Annotated in this window: 14 protein-coding genes, 2 tRNA genes and 1 pseudogene; 10 read left to right on the top strand and 7 right to left on the bottom strand. The window is 34.4% G+C overall.

All coding sequences use genetic code 11. From position 1 onward, the window contains the following. Positions 1 to 114 precede the first annotated feature (114 nt). Entirely contained in the window at positions 115 to 951 is an 837-nt protein-coding gene (locus AAGD63_RS01270) for a polysaccharide deacetylase family protein (protein ID WP_341813553.1), read from the top strand. Beyond that, positions 906 to 2,462, top strand: a complete 1,557-nt coding sequence (locus tag AAGD63_RS01275) for a penicillin-binding transpeptidase domain-containing protein (protein ID WP_341813554.1) — start codon at positions 906 to 908, stop codon at positions 2,460 to 2,462. Before AAGD63_RS01270 ends, AAGD63_RS01275 begins: the two co-directional genes overlap by 46 nt. A gap of 99 nt (positions 2,463 to 2,561) precedes the next feature. Here the strand turns inward: AAGD63_RS01275 and lon are convergent, their stop codons facing one another. The 5 genes from lon to AAGD63_RS01300 all read right to left on the bottom strand — a co-directional run bounded on the left by lon (position 2,562) and on the right by AAGD63_RS01300 (position 8,529). Then, complete coding sequence (gene lon, locus AAGD63_RS01280; protein WP_341813555.1) at positions 2,562 to 5,018, bottom strand: endopeptidase La; 2,457 nt, start codon at positions 5,016 to 5,018, stop codon at positions 2,562 to 2,564. Between the two features lie 15 nt (positions 5,019 to 5,033). Continuing rightward, positions 5,034 to 6,311 (bottom strand): ATP-dependent Clp protease ATP-binding subunit ClpX, encoded by a 1,278-nt coding sequence (gene clpX, locus AAGD63_RS01285; RefSeq protein ID WP_341813556.1) that lies wholly within the window; start codon positions 6,309 to 6,311, stop codon positions 5,034 to 5,036. After that, positions 6,311 to 6,937, bottom strand: coding sequence for an ATP-dependent Clp endopeptidase proteolytic subunit ClpP (clpP, locus tag AAGD63_RS01290; protein WP_039950743.1), 627 nt, complete (start codon positions 6,935 to 6,937; stop codon positions 6,311 to 6,313). Before clpP ends, clpX begins: the two co-directional genes overlap by 1 nt. An 11-nt stretch (positions 6,938 to 6,948) precedes the next feature. Continuing rightward, complete coding sequence (gene tig / locus AAGD63_RS01295; RefSeq protein ID WP_341813557.1) at positions 6,949 to 8,292, bottom strand: trigger factor; 1,344 nt, start codon at positions 8,290 to 8,292, stop codon at positions 6,949 to 6,951. A 154-nt stretch (positions 8,293 to 8,446) separates the two neighbouring features. Continuing rightward, a tRNA-Leu gene (locus AAGD63_RS01300) sits at positions 8,447 to 8,529 on the bottom strand. A 255-nt stretch (positions 8,530 to 8,784) separates the two neighbouring features. Here AAGD63_RS01300 and AAGD63_RS01305 point away from each other — a divergent pair. Next, entirely contained in the window at positions 8,785 to 9,384 is a 600-nt protein-coding gene (locus AAGD63_RS01305; RefSeq protein ID WP_264331275.1) for a BON domain-containing protein, read from the top strand. Between the two features lie 206 nt (positions 9,385 to 9,590). Here the strand turns inward: AAGD63_RS01305 and AAGD63_RS06130 are convergent. Both AAGD63_RS06130 and prmC read right to left on the bottom strand, forming a co-directional pair. Continuing rightward, a pseudogene (locus AAGD63_RS06130) lies at positions 9,591 to 10,014 on the bottom strand (transposase); the annotation flags it as partial. A gap of 79 nt (positions 10,015 to 10,093) precedes the next feature. After that, complete coding sequence (gene prmC / locus AAGD63_RS01315) at positions 10,094 to 10,945, bottom strand: peptide chain release factor N(5)-glutamine methyltransferase (RefSeq protein WP_019236648.1); 852 nt, start codon at positions 10,943 to 10,945, stop codon at positions 10,094 to 10,096. A 433-nt stretch (positions 10,946 to 11,378) separates the two neighbouring features. Between prmC and rpsL the strand changes: the two genes are divergently transcribed. The 7 genes from rpsL to nusG all read left to right on the top strand — a co-directional run bounded on the left by rpsL (position 11,379) and on the right by nusG (position 16,648). Beyond that, complete coding sequence (gene rpsL, locus AAGD63_RS01320) at positions 11,379 to 11,753, top strand: 30S ribosomal protein S12 (protein ID WP_010406837.1); 375 nt, start codon at positions 11,379 to 11,381, stop codon at positions 11,751 to 11,753. 5 nt (positions 11,754 to 11,758) lie between these two features. Further along, positions 11,759 to 12,235 (top strand): 30S ribosomal protein S7, encoded by a 477-nt coding sequence (gene rpsG / locus AAGD63_RS01325; protein WP_341813559.1) that lies wholly within the window; start codon positions 11,759 to 11,761, stop codon positions 12,233 to 12,235. Positions 12,236 to 12,256: 21 nt separating this feature from the next. Continuing rightward, positions 12,257 to 14,332, top strand: a complete 2,076-nt coding sequence (gene fusA, locus AAGD63_RS01330) for an elongation factor G (protein ID WP_341813560.1) — start codon at positions 12,257 to 12,259, stop codon at positions 14,330 to 14,332. Positions 14,333 to 14,344: 12 nt separating this feature from the next. Continuing rightward, on the top strand, positions 14,345 to 15,517 hold the full coding sequence (gene tuf / locus AAGD63_RS01335; RefSeq protein ID WP_007301992.1) for an elongation factor Tu: 1,173 nt from the start codon (positions 14,345 to 14,347) through the stop codon (positions 15,515 to 15,517). Positions 15,518 to 15,529: 12 nt separating this feature from the next. Then, a tRNA-Trp gene (locus AAGD63_RS01340) sits at positions 15,530 to 15,602 on the top strand. A 19-nt stretch (positions 15,603 to 15,621) separates the two neighbouring features. Next, positions 15,622 to 15,822, top strand: coding sequence for a preprotein translocase subunit SecE (gene secE, locus AAGD63_RS01345; protein ID WP_341813561.1), 201 nt, complete (start codon positions 15,622 to 15,624; stop codon positions 15,820 to 15,822). Further along, positions 15,812 to 16,648 carry a transcription termination/antitermination protein NusG gene (gene nusG, locus AAGD63_RS01350; protein ID WP_341813562.1) on the top strand — a complete coding sequence of 279 codons (837 nt, stop codon included), beginning with the start codon at positions 15,812 to 15,814 and terminating at the stop codon, positions 16,646 to 16,648. Before secE ends, nusG begins: the two co-directional genes overlap by 11 nt. The last annotated feature ends 1 nt before the right edge of the window (position 16,649 follow it).

Here is a 16,649-nt window from a genome sequence, read left to right on the forward strand (position 1 = left end):
TTATGTAAAGTTATTAATATAATATATTGACAAAGTAACGAAGTAAACAGTAGCTGTTAAAAGTGGTTTAATTTAGCAAAAAAGTGTAGTACTCTATCACTTTGCTGATTATATATGTTTATAAGAATAATCGCTTTTCTTTTGCTATATTCAAGCGCAGTTTTCTGTAGTGATTGTAACTTTAACTTACCGTATCGTGGGCTCAATTGTGATTTGGATCTATCATATAAAAATTTAAGTAATATAAAGAAATTATTGAATAACAACGATAAGTTCGTTGCGCTTACGTTTGATGATGGTCCATCTTATAATAGATCGGGAGATATTATTAATATTCTGGAGAGCAATAAAACAAAAGCGACATTTTTTTTGCTTGGTGAACGCATAAATAAAAAAACATCTAAAATAGTAGAAAAGATCCATCAAGCAGGTCATGAATTAGGTAATCATTCTTGGTCGCATAGGAAGTTGACATCACTTTCAAGTGAGGAGCAATTGCAAGAACTGGAAAAGACAAATGTGGCAATTAAAAATGCAACAGAACAGAATGTAAAATGGTTTCGTCCACCATATGGATGTCACAATGATAATTTGATCGAAAATACTAATCGATTAAATATGTATTCCATATTATGGACTGTTGATTCTCTGGATTGGCAAGGTGATAAATCAGAGATTCTGGTTGAAAGAGTTTTAAGCAATGTACATAATGGAGCGATTATATTGTTCCATGATCACGATAACAAATCAAATACAGTTGAAGCTTTACCTCAGATTATTGAAATACTAAAAAAATCGGGTTACAAACTTGTTACCTTAAGTGAGTGGGAAGAAAGGGTTTGTGATGTAGTGAAAGCTAGAAATGTGCCAGTAAAAAGAGAAGGAGTGCATTCTAAAGGAATTCTATGTGGACAAAAAACAAGGTCTTCAACCGCAGGGCATTCATATTAGGTGGTATTCAGCTTACTATTTCTGCTATTTTTAGTTATAGGTTGTATACTTTACAAGTACGAGATAGACAAAAATATGAAGTGCTATCCAATAATAATAGGATAAAAGTTGTTACTATTGTGCCTAAACGAGGCAGGATTTTGGATAGGAATAGCGTTGAACTCGCAGTAAACAAAATTTCATATATTGTTTTATTTGATGGGCAAAAAACCTTTACTAGGGAAGTTGATTTGCAGATGTTATCAGAAATTAAACCTGATGCAACAAAATCATCAGATACAAAAATAACTGCTCTTTATAAACGTTATTACCCGTTTGGTTCGATATGTTCTCATATAATCGGATATACAAAAAGACAGCAAGACATAAATGAAGCAGGGGTTAGTGGAATTGAATATACATATGATCATGTATTAAAAGGCAAGCCGGGAAAGTCCGAGCAGGAAATAAATTCTAAGAAGCATATCACGAGAGAGTTGTCTAGTATACCGCAGCAAGACGGACAAGATGTACAGCTGACAATTGATGTTGATTTACAGAAAAAAATCGCAGAGATATTTAAAGACCACCAAGGTTCCACAGTGGTAATTGATGTAAATAACGGAGAAATTTTAGCATTGTATAACTCACCTTCTTACGATAATAATCTTTTCACTAGCAGATTATCAAATGAAACTTGGGAAAGTTTAAATATTCCTTCGTTACCGCTTGTAAACCGTGCATTATCATATCAAATTCCACCTGGTTCAATATTTAAAATAATAGATGCGCTTGCGGGTTTAAAAGATGGAATAATAACACCAGAAGAAAAGTTCTCGTGTAGGGGCTATATGAAAATAGGTGAACGAAAATTTCGTTGCCTAAAAAGCAAAGTCCATGGATATGTATCTTTAAACGAGGCAATGTCCTTCTCATGCAACACTTACTTTTATAATATAGGAAAAAAAATAAATGTAGATTCTCTACTAGAAATGGCTAGCAAATTTGGTATAGGAAGTGGACCATTAATTGGAATGTTTAAGGAAGAAGCTCCGGGATTGTTGCCTGACATGAATTGGCGTGCACGCAAGCTATATTCAGAGTGGTATTTAGGTGATACCATTAACTTAGTTATAGGACAAGGGTATTTACTTACAACGCCATTACAGCTTGCAGTTCTTGCAGCGAGGGTTGCAACAGGAAAGGAGGTAATTCCCCACATTGAGATGAGTAAATCAGGGCAAGACTTTCTTGATATTGATGTGAATCATGAGCATCTTAGTGTGGTTCGAAAAGCTATGTTTGACGTGGTGAATTCTAACTATAGAAAAGGACTAGGCAGTATACAAATTGCTGGCAAAACCGGTACACCAGAGATAAACTCTAAAGGTGAAAGTCATAAATTGTTTATCGCTTATGGCCCCTACCATGATCCGCGCTATGCAATCTCAGTGTTTATAGAACACGGCAAAACCCCACGCCAAGATGTTGCAATTGCTAGTGAGATATTGCAATATATGCTTGAAAAATGAACTTATGAAATTGCCATATATGTTACTTGTAATTTATATATTCAAATCAGAGCTTTGAAATTAAAAAAAAGAAACGAAAATTGCATAAACCTTTTCAATTTAGTGCTTTAATGTTTCTAACGCAGAGAAGGTACTATCTTTATTTTCTATAGAGGAAGGTAGACTATTTTGATTATCACCATCAATTGAAGTAATAGGGCGAGTTAAAGCAATTTTTATAACTTCATCAATATTCTTAGCAAAAATTACGTTGATCCCTTTTTTAATATTTGCGGGAATCTCTTGCATATCTTTCTCATTTTCACTTGGTATAATCACAGTTTTGATTGATCCTCTGAGCGCTGCAAGCAATTTTTCTCTCAAACCCCCAATAGCCAACACTCTACCACGCAATGTCACTTCGCCTGTCATAGCAACATTTTTGTTAACTGGTATATTCGTCATAAGAGAAACAATAGACGTACATACCGCGCTGCCAGCAGAAGGGCCATCTTTTGGCACAGCACCTTCAGGTACATGCAAATGTATATCATTATTTTGGAATTTTTCGGGCTTTATACCGAAAAATAAACAATTTGATCGCACATAACTATACGCAGCTCTTATAGACTCTTGCATAACTTCTCCAAGCTTTCCTGTATATTTTATCTCCCCCTTACCAGGAATTAGGACTGACTCTATCATCAAAATATCACCACCTGTTTCAGTATAGGCAAGACCAGTTACTATCCCTACCAAACTCTCATTTTCTGCAATGCCAAAGGTATACTTACGTACCCCTAGATAATCTTGTAAATTACCAACCTCTACGGATATTTTCTTATTTTTAGCAGTTAATATTGCTTTAACTGCTTTTCTCATGAGTTTTGCAAGTTCCCTTTCCATGCTTCGCATGCCGCTTTCACGTGTATATAAACGTATCAACTCGTATAATGCTTCATTGCTTATTTCCCACTCCTTCTGATGCAAACCATGCTCTTTTTTTAATTTTGGAATAAGGTGATGTGTAGCAATACTGATCTTCTCGTCTTCGGTATAGCCAGATAATTGTATAATTTCCATCCTATCACGCAAAGGATGCGGTAATTTTAAGCTATTTGCTGTGGCTACAAACATTACACTTGAAAGATCAAACTCAACTTCCAAGTAATGATCTGTAAAATGTTTATTGTGCTCAGTATCCAAAACCTCAAGTAATGCATATGCAGGATCACCACGCGAATCAGAACCCATCTTATCTATTTCATCAAGCAGGAAAAGCGGGTTGCATGAATTAGCTTTTTTCATGTGTTGAATGATTTTACCAGGCATTGAGCCAATATAAGTTTTTCTGTGTCCTCGTATTTCAGATTCATCATGTATACCACCAAGGGATATGCGAACAAAATCTCTCCCTACTGCTTTTGCCATAGACTTAGCTAAAGAAGTTTTACCAACACCAGGTGGTCCAACTAAGCAAAGTATAGGACCCTTTATCTCTTTTACTCTCTTTAATACTGCTAAAAATTCTATTATTCTATCTTTTACTTTCTCTATGCCATGATGATTTTCATCTAAGATTTTTTTAGCCGCATTTAAGTTAATTTTTGCATCTTTGTACTTTCCCCATGGCAAATCAAGCAACCAATGCAAGTAACTAGATATAACTGTTGCTTCAGGAGAAATGGGATTCATTTTCTTATATCTCTTTAAGTCAGTTATGGCTTTCTCTTTTGCTTCCTCAGAAAGCTTTGTTTCATTTATCTTTTTTTCAAATTCATTGAGTATATTCCCTTCATCTCCATTTTCAAACTCACCTAATTCTTTCTGTATAGCTTTTAATTGCTCATTAAGGTAGTAAACTTTTTGAGTACTTTCAACCTGTGATTTAATTGTCTTATACAAGCGGTTTTGTGCACTCAAAATACTTATTTCTCTCTCAATAAGAACAAAAACTTTTTTTAAACGCTCTTTTGGGTTATAAACTTCAAGTATGTTTTGCTTATCTGATACCTTTATATTTAAGTGCGAAGCTATCATATCTACAATTTGATTAACCTCTTTAACTTGATCAATGGGGTCAATAATAATCTCGGGTCGACTTTTCTTGCTTAGTTTACACAAATTGTCGAATGCATCTATAACAGAACGCCTTAAAGCTTCTAAATCAATATTATCTTCATTTTCTCCATACTCATAATGATCATCCAACTCTACTCTGGCCTGTAACAAAGTGTGAGAGCTAATATATTCTATAACTCTTCCCCTTCTTACCCCATGAATCATGACTTTTATTGCATTGTCAGGCAGTTTTATTAATGGTTGTATAATATTTGCTAACACGCCTACTTCATAAAGATTCTCTGGCTCTGGATTATCAACAGAACCATCTTTTTGTGCTATGAGAAAAATCTCGTTTTGGTGACTACTGCTACTTATTGCATACTCTAGTGCATGAACAGATTTTTCTCTACCTACGAATAAAGGCAACATTCTATTTGGAAAAATTACTACATCTCTTAGAGGTAATACTGGTAATACAGTAGAATTAAAGTTTATAGCACGTCCAATACTCATAATATATGCCTCAAATTAATCATTAACCGTTATAACACTACCCTTATTATTATGATTAATCGTTGCTTTGCCTAATTCTACCATTTTCTTAGTAACCGTTATAGTGCTACCTTCAAAACCTCCGTTGCCGGATATATACATAACATCAAGCAAAAGTGACCCTAAGATAGTACGTAATATTCTTGCGCCTATTTTATAGCTCATAGCTTTTTTAGCAATAGCTGATATTGCTTCATCTGAAAACTCAAGGGTTACTTTGCTAAATGCAAGTAATGCTTTATATTGTTTTATTAGCGCATTTCTTGGTTCCGTTAACACATGTATTAAATCCTCATGATTCAGCTCATCTAAAACAGCAATTATCGGAACCCGTCCTACAAATTCGGGTATTAAACCGAATTTGATTAAGTCCTCAGGTTGAGCATCGCGTAAAGCATTTTTTTTCTTTTGTGCTTTAGACTGACTTATATCCGCTCCAAAGCCAACTGATGTTCCCTTTTTTCTTGCCTCAATAATTTTATTTAGGCCTTCAAAAGCTCCTCCACAAATAAATAGTATGTTACTAGTGTCTACTTGTATAAACTCTTGTTGCGGGTGTTTTCGCCCTCCTTGTGGAGGAACATAAGCAACCGTACCTTCCATGATTTTTAGTAGAGCTTGTTGGACCCCTTCACCTGAAACATCACGGGTTATTGAAGCGCTTTCAGACTTTCTTGTGATCTTGTCTATTTCATCGATAAACACTATACCATGCTGCGCCTTTGCAACATCATAATTTGCAGCTTGTAATAGACGTGATAACACGCTTTCTACATCATCACCTACATAACCTGCTTCAGTCAAAGTTGTTGCATCAGCCATAGCAAATGGTACATCTGAAACTTTGGCAAGTGTTTTTGCTAGCAAAGTCTTACCAGAACCCGTAGGGCCAATAAGCATTATATTTGACTTCTCGATTTCAACATCACTTATAGAATGAAGTTGCACCATGGATTGACAATGATTATACATAGCTACAGATAAAACATGTTGCGCATGTTCCTGACCTACAACATGCTTGCTAAGAAAATTTTTTATATCTTCGGGTTTCTTTATTGATAGCTTCATATCAGATATACGATCTGAATTAAAAGCCCTCTCTTTCTTTTGACTTATTGCTTTATGGGATAACTCTATGCATTCATTACAAATGAACACCTTTAAACCATCTGAAGAGTTAGTAATCAATTTATCTACTTCGTTTTGTGCCTTGTTACAAAAAGAACAGTAGTGTAAATCATTATTGTTATCCATTAAACTACCTTTTGTTTAACTTTAATATTTTCAATCTTCATATCTTTACGCTCAGCTATTACTCTATCAATTAAGCCAATTTTCATTGCTTCTTCAGGATCCATGAATTTATCTCTTTCCATCATTCCTTCAATTTTCTTTAGTGAATTTCCAGTATGTTTTTCATAAATTTGATTTAGTTTTTTCTTAACTCGCAAAATTTCATTAGCATGTATCTCTATGTCAGTTGCTTGACCTCGATAACCACCAGATGGCTGATGTATCATAATTCTTGAATGAGGTAGCGAGTAACGTTTACCCTCCGCACCAGCTGTAAGCAACAAAGAACCCATAGATGCAGCTTGACCTATACACAAAGTTGAAACGTCTGGATTTATATACTGCATTGTATCGTAGATCGACAAACCAGCAGTTACAACACCACCTGGTGAGTTAATATACATACAAATGTCTTTATCGGGATTTTCCGATTCTAAAAATAAAAGCTGTGCTACTATTACGCTGGCCATGTTGTCTTCAATAGGGCCAGTTACGAAAATTATTCTTTCTTTTACTAGCCTTGAATATATGTCATAAGCCCGCTCACCGCGACTAGTTTGTTCAACTACAATTGGTATAAGAGTCATACCTTTTCCTATCAAATATTATCAAATAATTCCTTTAATTCTTTCACAGAAACAATCTGTTCTTCTTTACTAACTTTTTCTATCATATAATCTGTCACTTTATACTCAAGCGCTTGCCCTCTAACTAATTCCTGAAATTGTTTATCTGATTTAAAATGTTTAAATACTCTTTCAAATGATACATCTTTACTGACATATTGATTTACAATAACGTTCATAACATCATTTTGAGTTAATGATATTTCATGTTCTTTACTGAACTCCATAAATAGCATTGCAAGCTTTACACGTCTTTCAGCTTCTTTACAAGAATCACCTTTAGCATTCAACTCTCTTTCCACTCTCTGCTGTTCCTGTTTTACTACTTCTATAGGCAAATCAAAACTATAACTAGCATCCAAACAATCAAATAGCTCTTTCTTAATTAAGAGATCTTCCATTTCTTTACACTGATTATCAATTACTTCTTTTACATGATTTATTAGCGAAGAATGATCTTCAAAACCAATTCTCCTAGCTATTTCATTATCACTTTGCAAATCTTTGGCAATCTGAATATCATTAACTCGAACAGAAAAAGCAGCCTCCTGCCCCGCAAAGGAAATTACCTGGTAATCTTCAGGAAATCTCAACTTAAAGCTTTTTGTTTCCCCTTTTTTCATGCCAATTAATTGATCTTCAAAACCATTTATAAATGTTCCAGATCCTAAATTAACAGTAAAATTTTTGCCACTTCCACCTTGAAAGAGCTTATTTCTAATTCGTCCTTCAAAGTCAATTATCAGTTTATCCTCGTTTTTTGCTTGATAAGAAGCATCATCAACAGAGACAAAGTTAGGGAATTTTGTTTTTATAGAATCAATAAATTCTTTTATGTCTCCCTCTTTGATTTTTGCCTTAACTTTCTTCAAATTTATTTTATCAAGATCTATTACTGGCACTTTTGGCATCGATTCAAAAGATAATTTGTACAGAAAGTCACCTTTTTCATCCTTTTTATCCAGGTTTGGTAATGACATAATATCAACCTTAGGATGGATGTGAGACTTAACTTCGATTTTTTTCATTAAATCACTTGAGCAATAGTCAATCGTATCGTTTATCACATATTCCAAAGCTTCGTTTTTATAATTTGTAACAACAAGATCGTAAGGCATCTTTCCTGATCTAAATCCAGGCAATCTTGCATTCTTCGCTATTTCTTGTAATCTAGAGTTTATCTTTTGTTCTATATAATCACTACTAACTGTGATTTCATACTCATACTTTAGTTTATCTACACTAAGTTCCTTATAGGTATATATATTACTTAATGTATCTGCTTCGACTGCATTTTGAGGTATATTACTAGACATTACAACCTGTTATCAATATTTTATTTATGTTTTAATAAAGCCATTTTATCAGAATTTAAGTTAAATACAATCCTTAAGAACAGGTTCTTATACAAACAAAGTGTACTTAGTGATTATAAATTTTCTCTTAAAACCTGAGTTACATGACTTTAAGTGCGGATAGAGGGACTTGAACCCCCACGAGCAAGCTCACCAGGACCTAAACCTGGCACGTCTACCAATTTCCGCCATATCCGCAAGAGCCCTTCATTAACTTATAGATAACCACTTCTGTCATCTTATGCAATTTAAAGATTAGATTTTAGTACCACAGACTGAACTTATAATACTGGTTAACTCCACTATGAATCTAAGCCTGAATTACTTTAACTAACACTATTAAGATAAGTACTGTCTTAGAAATATTCAAGGCTTATTCAATTTATAGTATTTACACAATAAAAAAAGCTATTAATATTCTTTAATTAAGGCTCTAAACTCTGGAAATTAATAATGAGATTAATAGCAAGCTTCTTACTCGCAATTTTTCTGATTACACAGAGTGGCTGTACGACTCTTGTAAGTGGTATAGTGTTAACAGCAACTGCAGCGGCTACAGCAATAACAATGCAAGATAAATCCTTGGGAAACATTATTGATGATACAACTATAGTAATAAGAATCAATAAGGGACTCTTAAAACACGGACTGTTCTCATCTATAAAAGTTAAAGTGAGTGAAGGAAGAGTATTACTCATTGGAAATGTTGATAATCATGAAAAGCAACTCACAGCAGAGAAAATAGCTTGGCAGCAAAAAGAGATTAAAGAAGTGATAAATGAAATAAGAGTCACACCAATTAAAATGGCTTCTATGCTAGATGTTACTGTAGATGGTATGATAACAGCAGAGATAAGCACAAGGCTTTTGGGAAAAAGAAATATTAAATCAATTAATTATAGCGTTAATACAGTTGATAGAGTCGTTTATTTGATGGGCATAGCTCAAAATAAGGCAGAATTGAAAGCTGTAATAGCAATTGCAAGAAAAGTAAAAGGAGTAAAGCAAGTTGTAAGTTATGTGAGATATAGACATAGCAAATTGCGTCATTGATGAAAATTTACTTGAGTGTTAGTATCATGTAGCTAAGCCATAAAGCTACTTTACAAATTTCGTCAGTTCACTCTTATGGTATGTATAACAATGCTACAAAAAATAATATCATAGAATTCAATAGAATAATTTCTAGAAAATCTCTGCATACTAAAAAAAGTAAAATGCTATTTAAATAAGCTTAAGAATAAATAGCAAACATCTATATCTTGTGCGATATGGCGTTTTATTCCTGAGATTTTTTTACCAGCGTCATAGCCTTTTTCTTCATCAGTGTCTGCGTTCTTTACACTCTGAGCGTCAATTATGCACAAGCTGTTTTTTCTTTCCAAACATTGTTTTGTCGGACCACACTAACTATTTTTTTTAACATGCACTCCAAAATACTTTTTTTTATTTCCTTTTACTTTTTCACTCCATTTTTGAAATAATCATAACAATTGCGCCGTTTTGGGAAACCCTTTTGGTAGCATCCTCCACTGATAACCACTTTTTAGGGCGTACAACACTCCGCAAAATATATCATACAAATCAAGTTTTCTTGGTTTTGTTTTTTCCACAAGACTCCAGATTTGGTGAAATAATCTCAAACTTCTCTCGACTTATGTCACTTGGGTATACACTCCTCATATGTCCTAATTTATACACTCTTTCTTACTTTATGCCTTTCTTGAGATTATGAACAGGTTCTTAGAAAGCTAGCGTTCTACTAGTCATGTTCTTTATCTTGCTTTACAACAATGCATCTTTTCATTCCAGCCAAGTCGTATACGTATTCCTGAAAAGCCAGTCCATATAAGGGTATTATTTTGTCAATATTGCTTTGATCTTCGCCTATTTCCAGTATCGCAAACCCATCTTTTTTAAGGCACTTTTTCAATATTGGAAAAATACTCAGGTAACAGCTCAATCCATCGATACCACCATCAAGAGCAATTCTTGGCTCTTTTTGCACTTCAGCTTGCAGATTTTTTAACTTACTTCTTTTAATATATGGAGGATTGCTTATTATGAGATCAAATAAATCTCTACATTCTGTCCACGAATTTGGAAATATTTTAGCTCTGTTGAGAAGATTATGTTTCTTTGTGTTCTGGCAGGTAATTTTGTATGCTTCCAGGCTTTTTTCAAAACCAACTCCAATAGCATATTCATACTCACTAAGTATGGAGATCAACAAACAGCCTGTGCCTGTGCCAAAATCTGCAATTTTTATTTTTTGCTTCTTATTTTGGTAATATTTTAACACTGTTGAAATTACTGTCTCACTATCTGGTCTTGGATCTAGAACATGTTGGTTAACTATAAAATTTTTACTCCAGAATTCACGATTACCTATTATTTGCGATATTGGATATCTTTCTGCTCTTTTTTTTGTTAATTTCCAGAATAGAAGCTCTTTGTTTCTTGGTACCTGATTGGTGTGATTCATGATTGTGAATGATCTTTCTACTCCAAGTACGTACTGCATGATGATTTCACAATCCAAATGTGGTGATTCAATTCTATGTGATGATAGTAGCTTTGACCCTTCTTTAATTAAAGCGCTGATTGTTTTCATTATTCTAAAAACGTGTTCCTTGTATGCAAGAACAGCAAAATTGAGTATAGAATTTTGAACTTAGGGTAGCTGCATTAAATCTAAGTGTCAAGAGTAGGATTGTAAAAATCATCTGGCTTTACTGGTAATTCGGTTAGTATTTTTGCATTAATGTTAGAAACTCTTGGCTCTATTATAAGGATTATTTTCTGCATATTCTTTGATAGCCATCACAGTATATTACTTGTTCCATATCTATATTAATTCGACCACAGCAAGTGATAATTTCTTAATATTAAAACCAATATGCGCTTTAGCATATAATTATCAGTAGCTTTCAAAGCAATTAGGCTGAGATTATTAGAGTAGTAATGTTTATTTTTATATTGACTATTGAGGTTTATTATTTTATAACTAAGACTTAGTTATTTTCAGAGTTTTAAATTTACAGTATATGCCTACGATAAATCAATTAATATGTAAGGGTAGATCAGGGTTAACTCGCAAGAAGAAGGTGCCAGCTTTGGGAAAATGCAATCCTCAAAGAAGGGGTGTTTGCACTAAGGTATATACTACAACTCCTAGAAAGCCTAATTCAGCACTACGTAAGGTAGCTAGAGTAAAGATTAGTGGATACGGTGAAGTGACGGCTTATATACCTGGCGAAGGTCATAATTTACAAGAGCATTCCGTTGTTTTAATACGTGGTGGGCGAGTTAAGGATTTGCCGGGTGTGCGTTATCACATAATAAGAGGTGCTCTTGATCTACGTGGTGTGCAAAATCGAAAGAAAGCCCGTTCAAAATATGGTGTAAAGAAATCTGGTTAAAATTTATGGCACGTCGTAATAAAGCAAAAAAAAGAACAAGCCCTGACTCTCGTTATGGTAGTGTCTTGCTTATGCGTTTTATTAATATAATTATGAAATGTGGTAAAAAATCTATTGCAGAAAAGATTGCTTATAGTGCTTTGTCCTTAGCTGAAAAGAAAATAGGCAAAGATGCCTTATCAATTTTTGAAACAGCAGTAGAAAATGTTACCCCTTCTATAGAAGTACGCTCTCGGCGTATTGGTGGTGCAACTTATCAAGTCCCTGTTGAAATTCGTCAAGGTAGAGCAATTTCTTTGGCATTAAGGTGGATTGCTAGAGCAACTTCTATTGCTCGAAAAAAGAGTGGTAGAACTACTGTTTATTGTTTGCAGTCTGAAATATTAGATGCTTATAATAAATGTGGTGGTGCATTTAAGATGTGTGAAGAAAAGTATAAAATGGCTGAAGCTAATAAGGCATTTTCTCATCTTCGTTTTTAATATTAGCTGATTGATTGTGGTATGGAAGTTTTAATATCTAGGTATAGAAATATAGGAATAATGGCTCATATAGATGCTGGCAAGACCACCACAACAGAGCGTATTTTATTTTATACTGGCAAACAAAATAGGATTGGTGAAGTGCACGATGGTGCGGCTTCTATGGATTGGATGGAGCAAGAGAAGGAGCGTGGCATTACAATTACCTCTGCTGCAACAACATGTTTTTGGAATGATCATAGGATTAATATAATAGATACTCCTGGTCATGTTGATTTCACTATTGAGGTTGAGAGATCTTTGAGGGTTTTGGATGGTGCAGTTGCTGTATTTGATGGAGTTGCTGGAGTTGAGCCTCAGTCTGAGACGGTTTGGCGTCAAGCTGATAAATATACCGTTCCTCGTATCTGCTTTGTTAATAAAATGGATAGAATAGGAGCAAATTTTTATCGATGTATCGATATGATAAAAACGAAGCTTGGCGCATCACCTTTAGTTATTCAATTGCCAATAGGAAGTGAGAAAGATTTTAAAGGCATAATCGATCTTATTTCTATGAAAGCTATTATATGGCAAGAAGAAACATTAGGCGCTAAATTTTCTTATGAAGATATTCCTTCTGATTTGCTTGATAAGGCTCAAGAGTATCGAAATCTTTTATTAGATGCTGCAGCTGAAATGGATGATGAGGCGATAAATATTTACTTTGAATCTAACGATCTGCCAACTGATTTATTGAAAAAGTGTGTGAGAAGAGGGACCATTAAAGGAAAATTTGTCCCTGTATTATGTGGGTCAGCTTTTAAAAACAAAGGCGTGCAATCACTTTTGGATGGTGTGGTTGATTTTTTACCCTCTCCTATTGATGTTGATGTAATTATTGGAACTGATCCTAAAGATTCAGAAAAGAAAATTGAGATCAAACCTTCAGAAAAAGAGAAATTCGTTGCTCTTGCGTTTAAAGTGATGACGGATAAATTTGTAGGTAGCTTGACGTTTATTCGTATTTATTCTGGTAAGTTAAAATCTAAATCTGCTGTGTTAAATGCTGGAAAGAATGAGACTGAAGGAATTGGTAGAATGTTACTTATGCATGCAAATAACAGAGAAGATATAAACGAAGCTAAAGTTGGTGATATAGTTGCCTTAGTTGGATTAAAGAAGACAATTACTGGTGATACTTTATGTTCATCTGATTTTCCTATACTATTAGAGCGTATGGAATTTCCTGATCCTGTTATTGAAACTGCTATAGAACCGAAAACTACCTCAGATCAGGAAAAATTAGGTGTTGCTTTGAATAGATTAGTTGCAGAAGATCCTTCTTTGAGGATGTCAGTAAATGCGGAGAGTGGGCAGACTATATTGAAAGGTATGGGTGAGCTGCATCTTGAGATTATTATTGATAGAATGAAGCGCGAGTTTAATGTTGAAGCTAACGTTGGTGCCCCTCAAGTTGCATATCGTGAAACTATCACTAAATCTGTTGAAATTGATTACACTCATAAAAAACAATCAGGTGGTGCTGGTCAGTTTGCTAAAGTTAAAATAAAATTCGAACCTCTTGAACCTGGTTTTGGCTTTCAGTTTGAAAGTAAAATTGTAGGCGGTGCTATTCCAAAAGAGTATATACCTGGAGTGCAAAATGGCTTAGAGTTGATAAAAGAAGGTGGTATAATTTCTGGCTTTCCATTGATTGATTTTAAGGCTACTCTTCTTGATGGTGCTTTTCATGATGTTGATTCTAGTCCTTTGGCTTTTGAGCTTGCTGCTAAAGGTGCTTTTAAGGAAATGGCAAATAAAGCTGGTCCCAAAATGCTAGAACCTATAATGAAAGTGGAAATCATTACTCCTGAAGAATATATGGGTGATGTTATGGGTGATATAAATGGTAGAAGAGGCAGTGTTGTTGATATGCTGGATTTAGGTAATAATAGCAAAATAATTACTGCTTCGGTTCCTCTTGCGAATATGTTTGGTTATATAAATGTTTTGCGTTCTATATCTCAGGGAAGAGCTCAGTATAGTATGCATTTTTCTTGTTATGAACAAGTGCCACAATATGTGGTTGATGAATTAAAGTTAAAGTATAATTAAAGGTTAATAATTATGACAGCGATAGTAGAAGCATTTGGAAAGCCGCATGTAAACGTGGGAACGATAGGACATGTGGATCATGGGAAGACAACGTTAACAGCGGCGATAACAAAGCATTATGGTAATTTTGTAGCATATGATCAAATAGATAAAGCGCCAGAAGAAAGAAAGAGAGGGATAACAATAGCAACAGCGCATGTTGAATATCAAACAGAAAAGAGACACTATGCACACGTTGATTGCCCTGGACATGCTGATTATGTAAAGAATATGATAGTAGGTGCAGCACAGATGGATGCAGCGATATTGGTAGTGTCAGGGGTTGATGGGCCGATGCCACAAACGAGAGAGCATATATTGCTGGCAAAACAGGTGGGTGTTGGATATATCGTGGTATATATAAATAAAGCTGATGTTGCTGATGCTGATATGATAGATTTGGTAGAAATGGAAGTGAGAGAGCTGCTGAGTAAGTATGGATTTCCAGGTGATGAAGTACCTATGATAGTTGGGTCTGCGTTAAAAGCATTAGAGGATGATAGTAGTGAGTATGGAAAGAAATCAATAGATAAATTGATGGAGAAGTTAGATGAGTATGTGGCAGTACCTCCAAGGCCTATAGATTTGCCGTTTTTGTTGCCAATAGAAGATGTATTTTCAATATCGGGCCGAGGGACGGTAGTAACAGGAAGAATAGAGAAGGGGGAGATAAAGACAGGGGATGAGATAGAGATAATAGGTCTGAAAGCGACGCAAAAGACGATATGTACTGGTGTTGAGATGTTTAAGAAGTTGCTAGATAAGGGAAGTGCAGGACTCAATGTAGGAATACTACTAAGAGGAACAAAGAGAGAAGAAGTGGAGAGAGGGCAAGTATTGGCAAAACCAGGGACAATAACCCCGCATAAGAAATTTAATGCGGAGGTGTATATATTGAAGAAAGAAGAAGGAGGAAGGCATACACCATTTTTTGGAAATTATCAGCCACAGTTTTATTTAAGGACAACGGATGTAACTGGGAGCATAAAATTGCTAGATGGAAAGGAGATGGTAATGCCAGGGGACAATGTAAGTATAGAAGTGGAGTTGCAAGTACCAATAGCAATGGATAAAGGATTGCGTTTTGCGATAAGAGAAGGTGGTAGAACTGTTGGTTCTGGCGTTGTTTCGGAAATTTTAGAGTAAACTTTGAATTATAGGAGTGTAGCTCAATTGGTAGAGCGCTGGTCTCCAAAACCAGAGGTTGTAGGTTCAATTCCTATCGCTCCTGCATTAATATTATGGTAGAAATGTTAAAAAAACTGTATGTTTTTTTTTGCGATATAAAGCAAGAAATAAGGAGAATTGCTTGGATAAAAAAACAGCAGGTATTGTCATCTTTGTTTATTGTAATAACTGTTATATTATGCTTTTCGATTTTCTTTTGCTTCGTAGATTTTATGTCTCTTTACGTAATTAAGACTTTATTTGGAATTATTTATGGAATATAAGTATAAATGGTATATCATTAAAGTCGATTACGGGTATGAGAAGGATATATGCGAGTTGGCAACCAATACTGTTTACTTTAAGGAGGTGTTTATTCCTTATCAGACAGTATGTGATGTAAAATCTGATATAAAAGAGTTATGTGAAGTATATATATGTATGCATCTGTGTGATGAAAGCAAAAATATTTTGAATCAAATGACTGGGTTTTGTGGTGATGAGTCTGGTCATTTTGAGATGATTTCAGATGATGAGGTAATTTTAAAACGTAAGGAATTTAATAGATATAAGTGGTACATTTTAAGAGTTGCCTCTAATTATGAAGAGAAAGTGCGCCAATATATATTAGAAAATTCTATGAGATTGAATATTAATAGTTATTTTAATAGGGTTTTTATTCCTTGTGAAGAATTAAGTGAGATGGATTTAAAATCTAAAAAAAATGCTAAACGAAGGAAGTCCTTTCCTGGTTATGTCTTTTTATACATGAATTTATGCGATGAGGTATTAAATTTTATTAATAATATACCAAAATCTCTTAAGGTTTATGGATTTTTGAAAAATGGTAATGCTCCAAAGGTGATTGAGGATAATGAGATTCGCTCAATGTGTAGTGCGCTTTACAATGCTCAAGAAACGAAAAAGTTGAGTTATGGTTATGAGAAAGGTGAAAAAGTAAAAATTAATGATGGTCTTTTTCAAAATTTTACTGGTAAGGTAGATATGGTAAATGGCGAGAAAAAAATTATTAATGTTGAAGTATCAATCTTAGGTAAGCCAACAATAATAGAGCTTGATTTGGCTCAAGTAGAGAAAATAGAGGATTAAT

It is taken from the genome of Wolbachia endosymbiont (group B) of Germaria angustata, from assembly GCF_964026725.1.
GTDB classification, from domain to species: domain Bacteria; phylum Pseudomonadota; class Alphaproteobacteria; order Rickettsiales; family Anaplasmataceae; genus Wolbachia; species Wolbachia pipientis_C.

Excerpts from the sequence above, each read along its gene's own strand:
- tuf (WP_007301992.1), top strand. The coding sequence starts at position 14,345 with ATGACAGCGATAGTAGAAGCATTTGGAAAGCCGCATGTAAACGTGGGA.
- tig (WP_341813557.1), bottom strand. The coding sequence starts at position 8,292 with ATGTCTAGTAATATACCTCAAAATGCAGTCGAAGCAGATACATTAAGT.
- secE (WP_341813561.1), top strand. The coding sequence starts at position 15,622 with ATGTTAAAAAAACTGTATGTTTTTTTTTGCGATATAAAGCAAGAAATA.
- rpsG (WP_341813559.1), top strand. The coding sequence starts at position 11,759 with ATGGCACGTCGTAATAAAGCAAAAAAAAGAACAAGCCCTGACTCTCGT.
- clpX (WP_341813556.1), bottom strand. The coding sequence starts at position 6,311 with ATGGATAACAATAATGATTTACACTACTGTTCTTTTTGTAACAAGGCA.
- AAGD63_RS01270 (WP_341813553.1), top strand. The coding sequence starts at position 115 with ATGTTTATAAGAATAATCGCTTTTCTTTTGCTATATTCAAGCGCAGTT.
- prmC (WP_019236648.1), bottom strand. The coding sequence starts at position 10,945 with ATGAAAACAATCAGCGCTTTAATTAAAGAAGGGTCAAAGCTACTATCA.
- AAGD63_RS01305 (WP_264331275.1), top strand. The coding sequence starts at position 8,785 with ATGAGATTAATAGCAAGCTTCTTACTCGCAATTTTTCTGATTACACAG.
- clpP (WP_039950743.1), bottom strand. The coding sequence starts at position 6,937 with ATGACTCTTATACCAATTGTAGTTGAACAAACTAGTCGCGGTGAGCGG.
- nusG (WP_341813562.1), top strand. The coding sequence starts at position 15,812 with ATGGAATATAAGTATAAATGGTATATCATTAAAGTCGATTACGGGTAT.
- fusA (WP_341813560.1), top strand. The coding sequence starts at position 12,257 with ATGGAAGTTTTAATATCTAGGTATAGAAATATAGGAATAATGGCTCAT.
- lon (WP_341813555.1), bottom strand. The coding sequence starts at position 5,018 with ATGAGTATTGGACGTGCTATAAACTTTAATTCTACTGTATTACCAGTA.
- rpsL (WP_010406837.1), top strand. The coding sequence starts at position 11,379 with ATGCCTACGATAAATCAATTAATATGTAAGGGTAGATCAGGGTTAACT.
- AAGD63_RS01275 (WP_341813554.1), top strand. The coding sequence starts at position 906 with ATGTGGACAAAAAACAAGGTCTTCAACCGCAGGGCATTCATATTAGGT.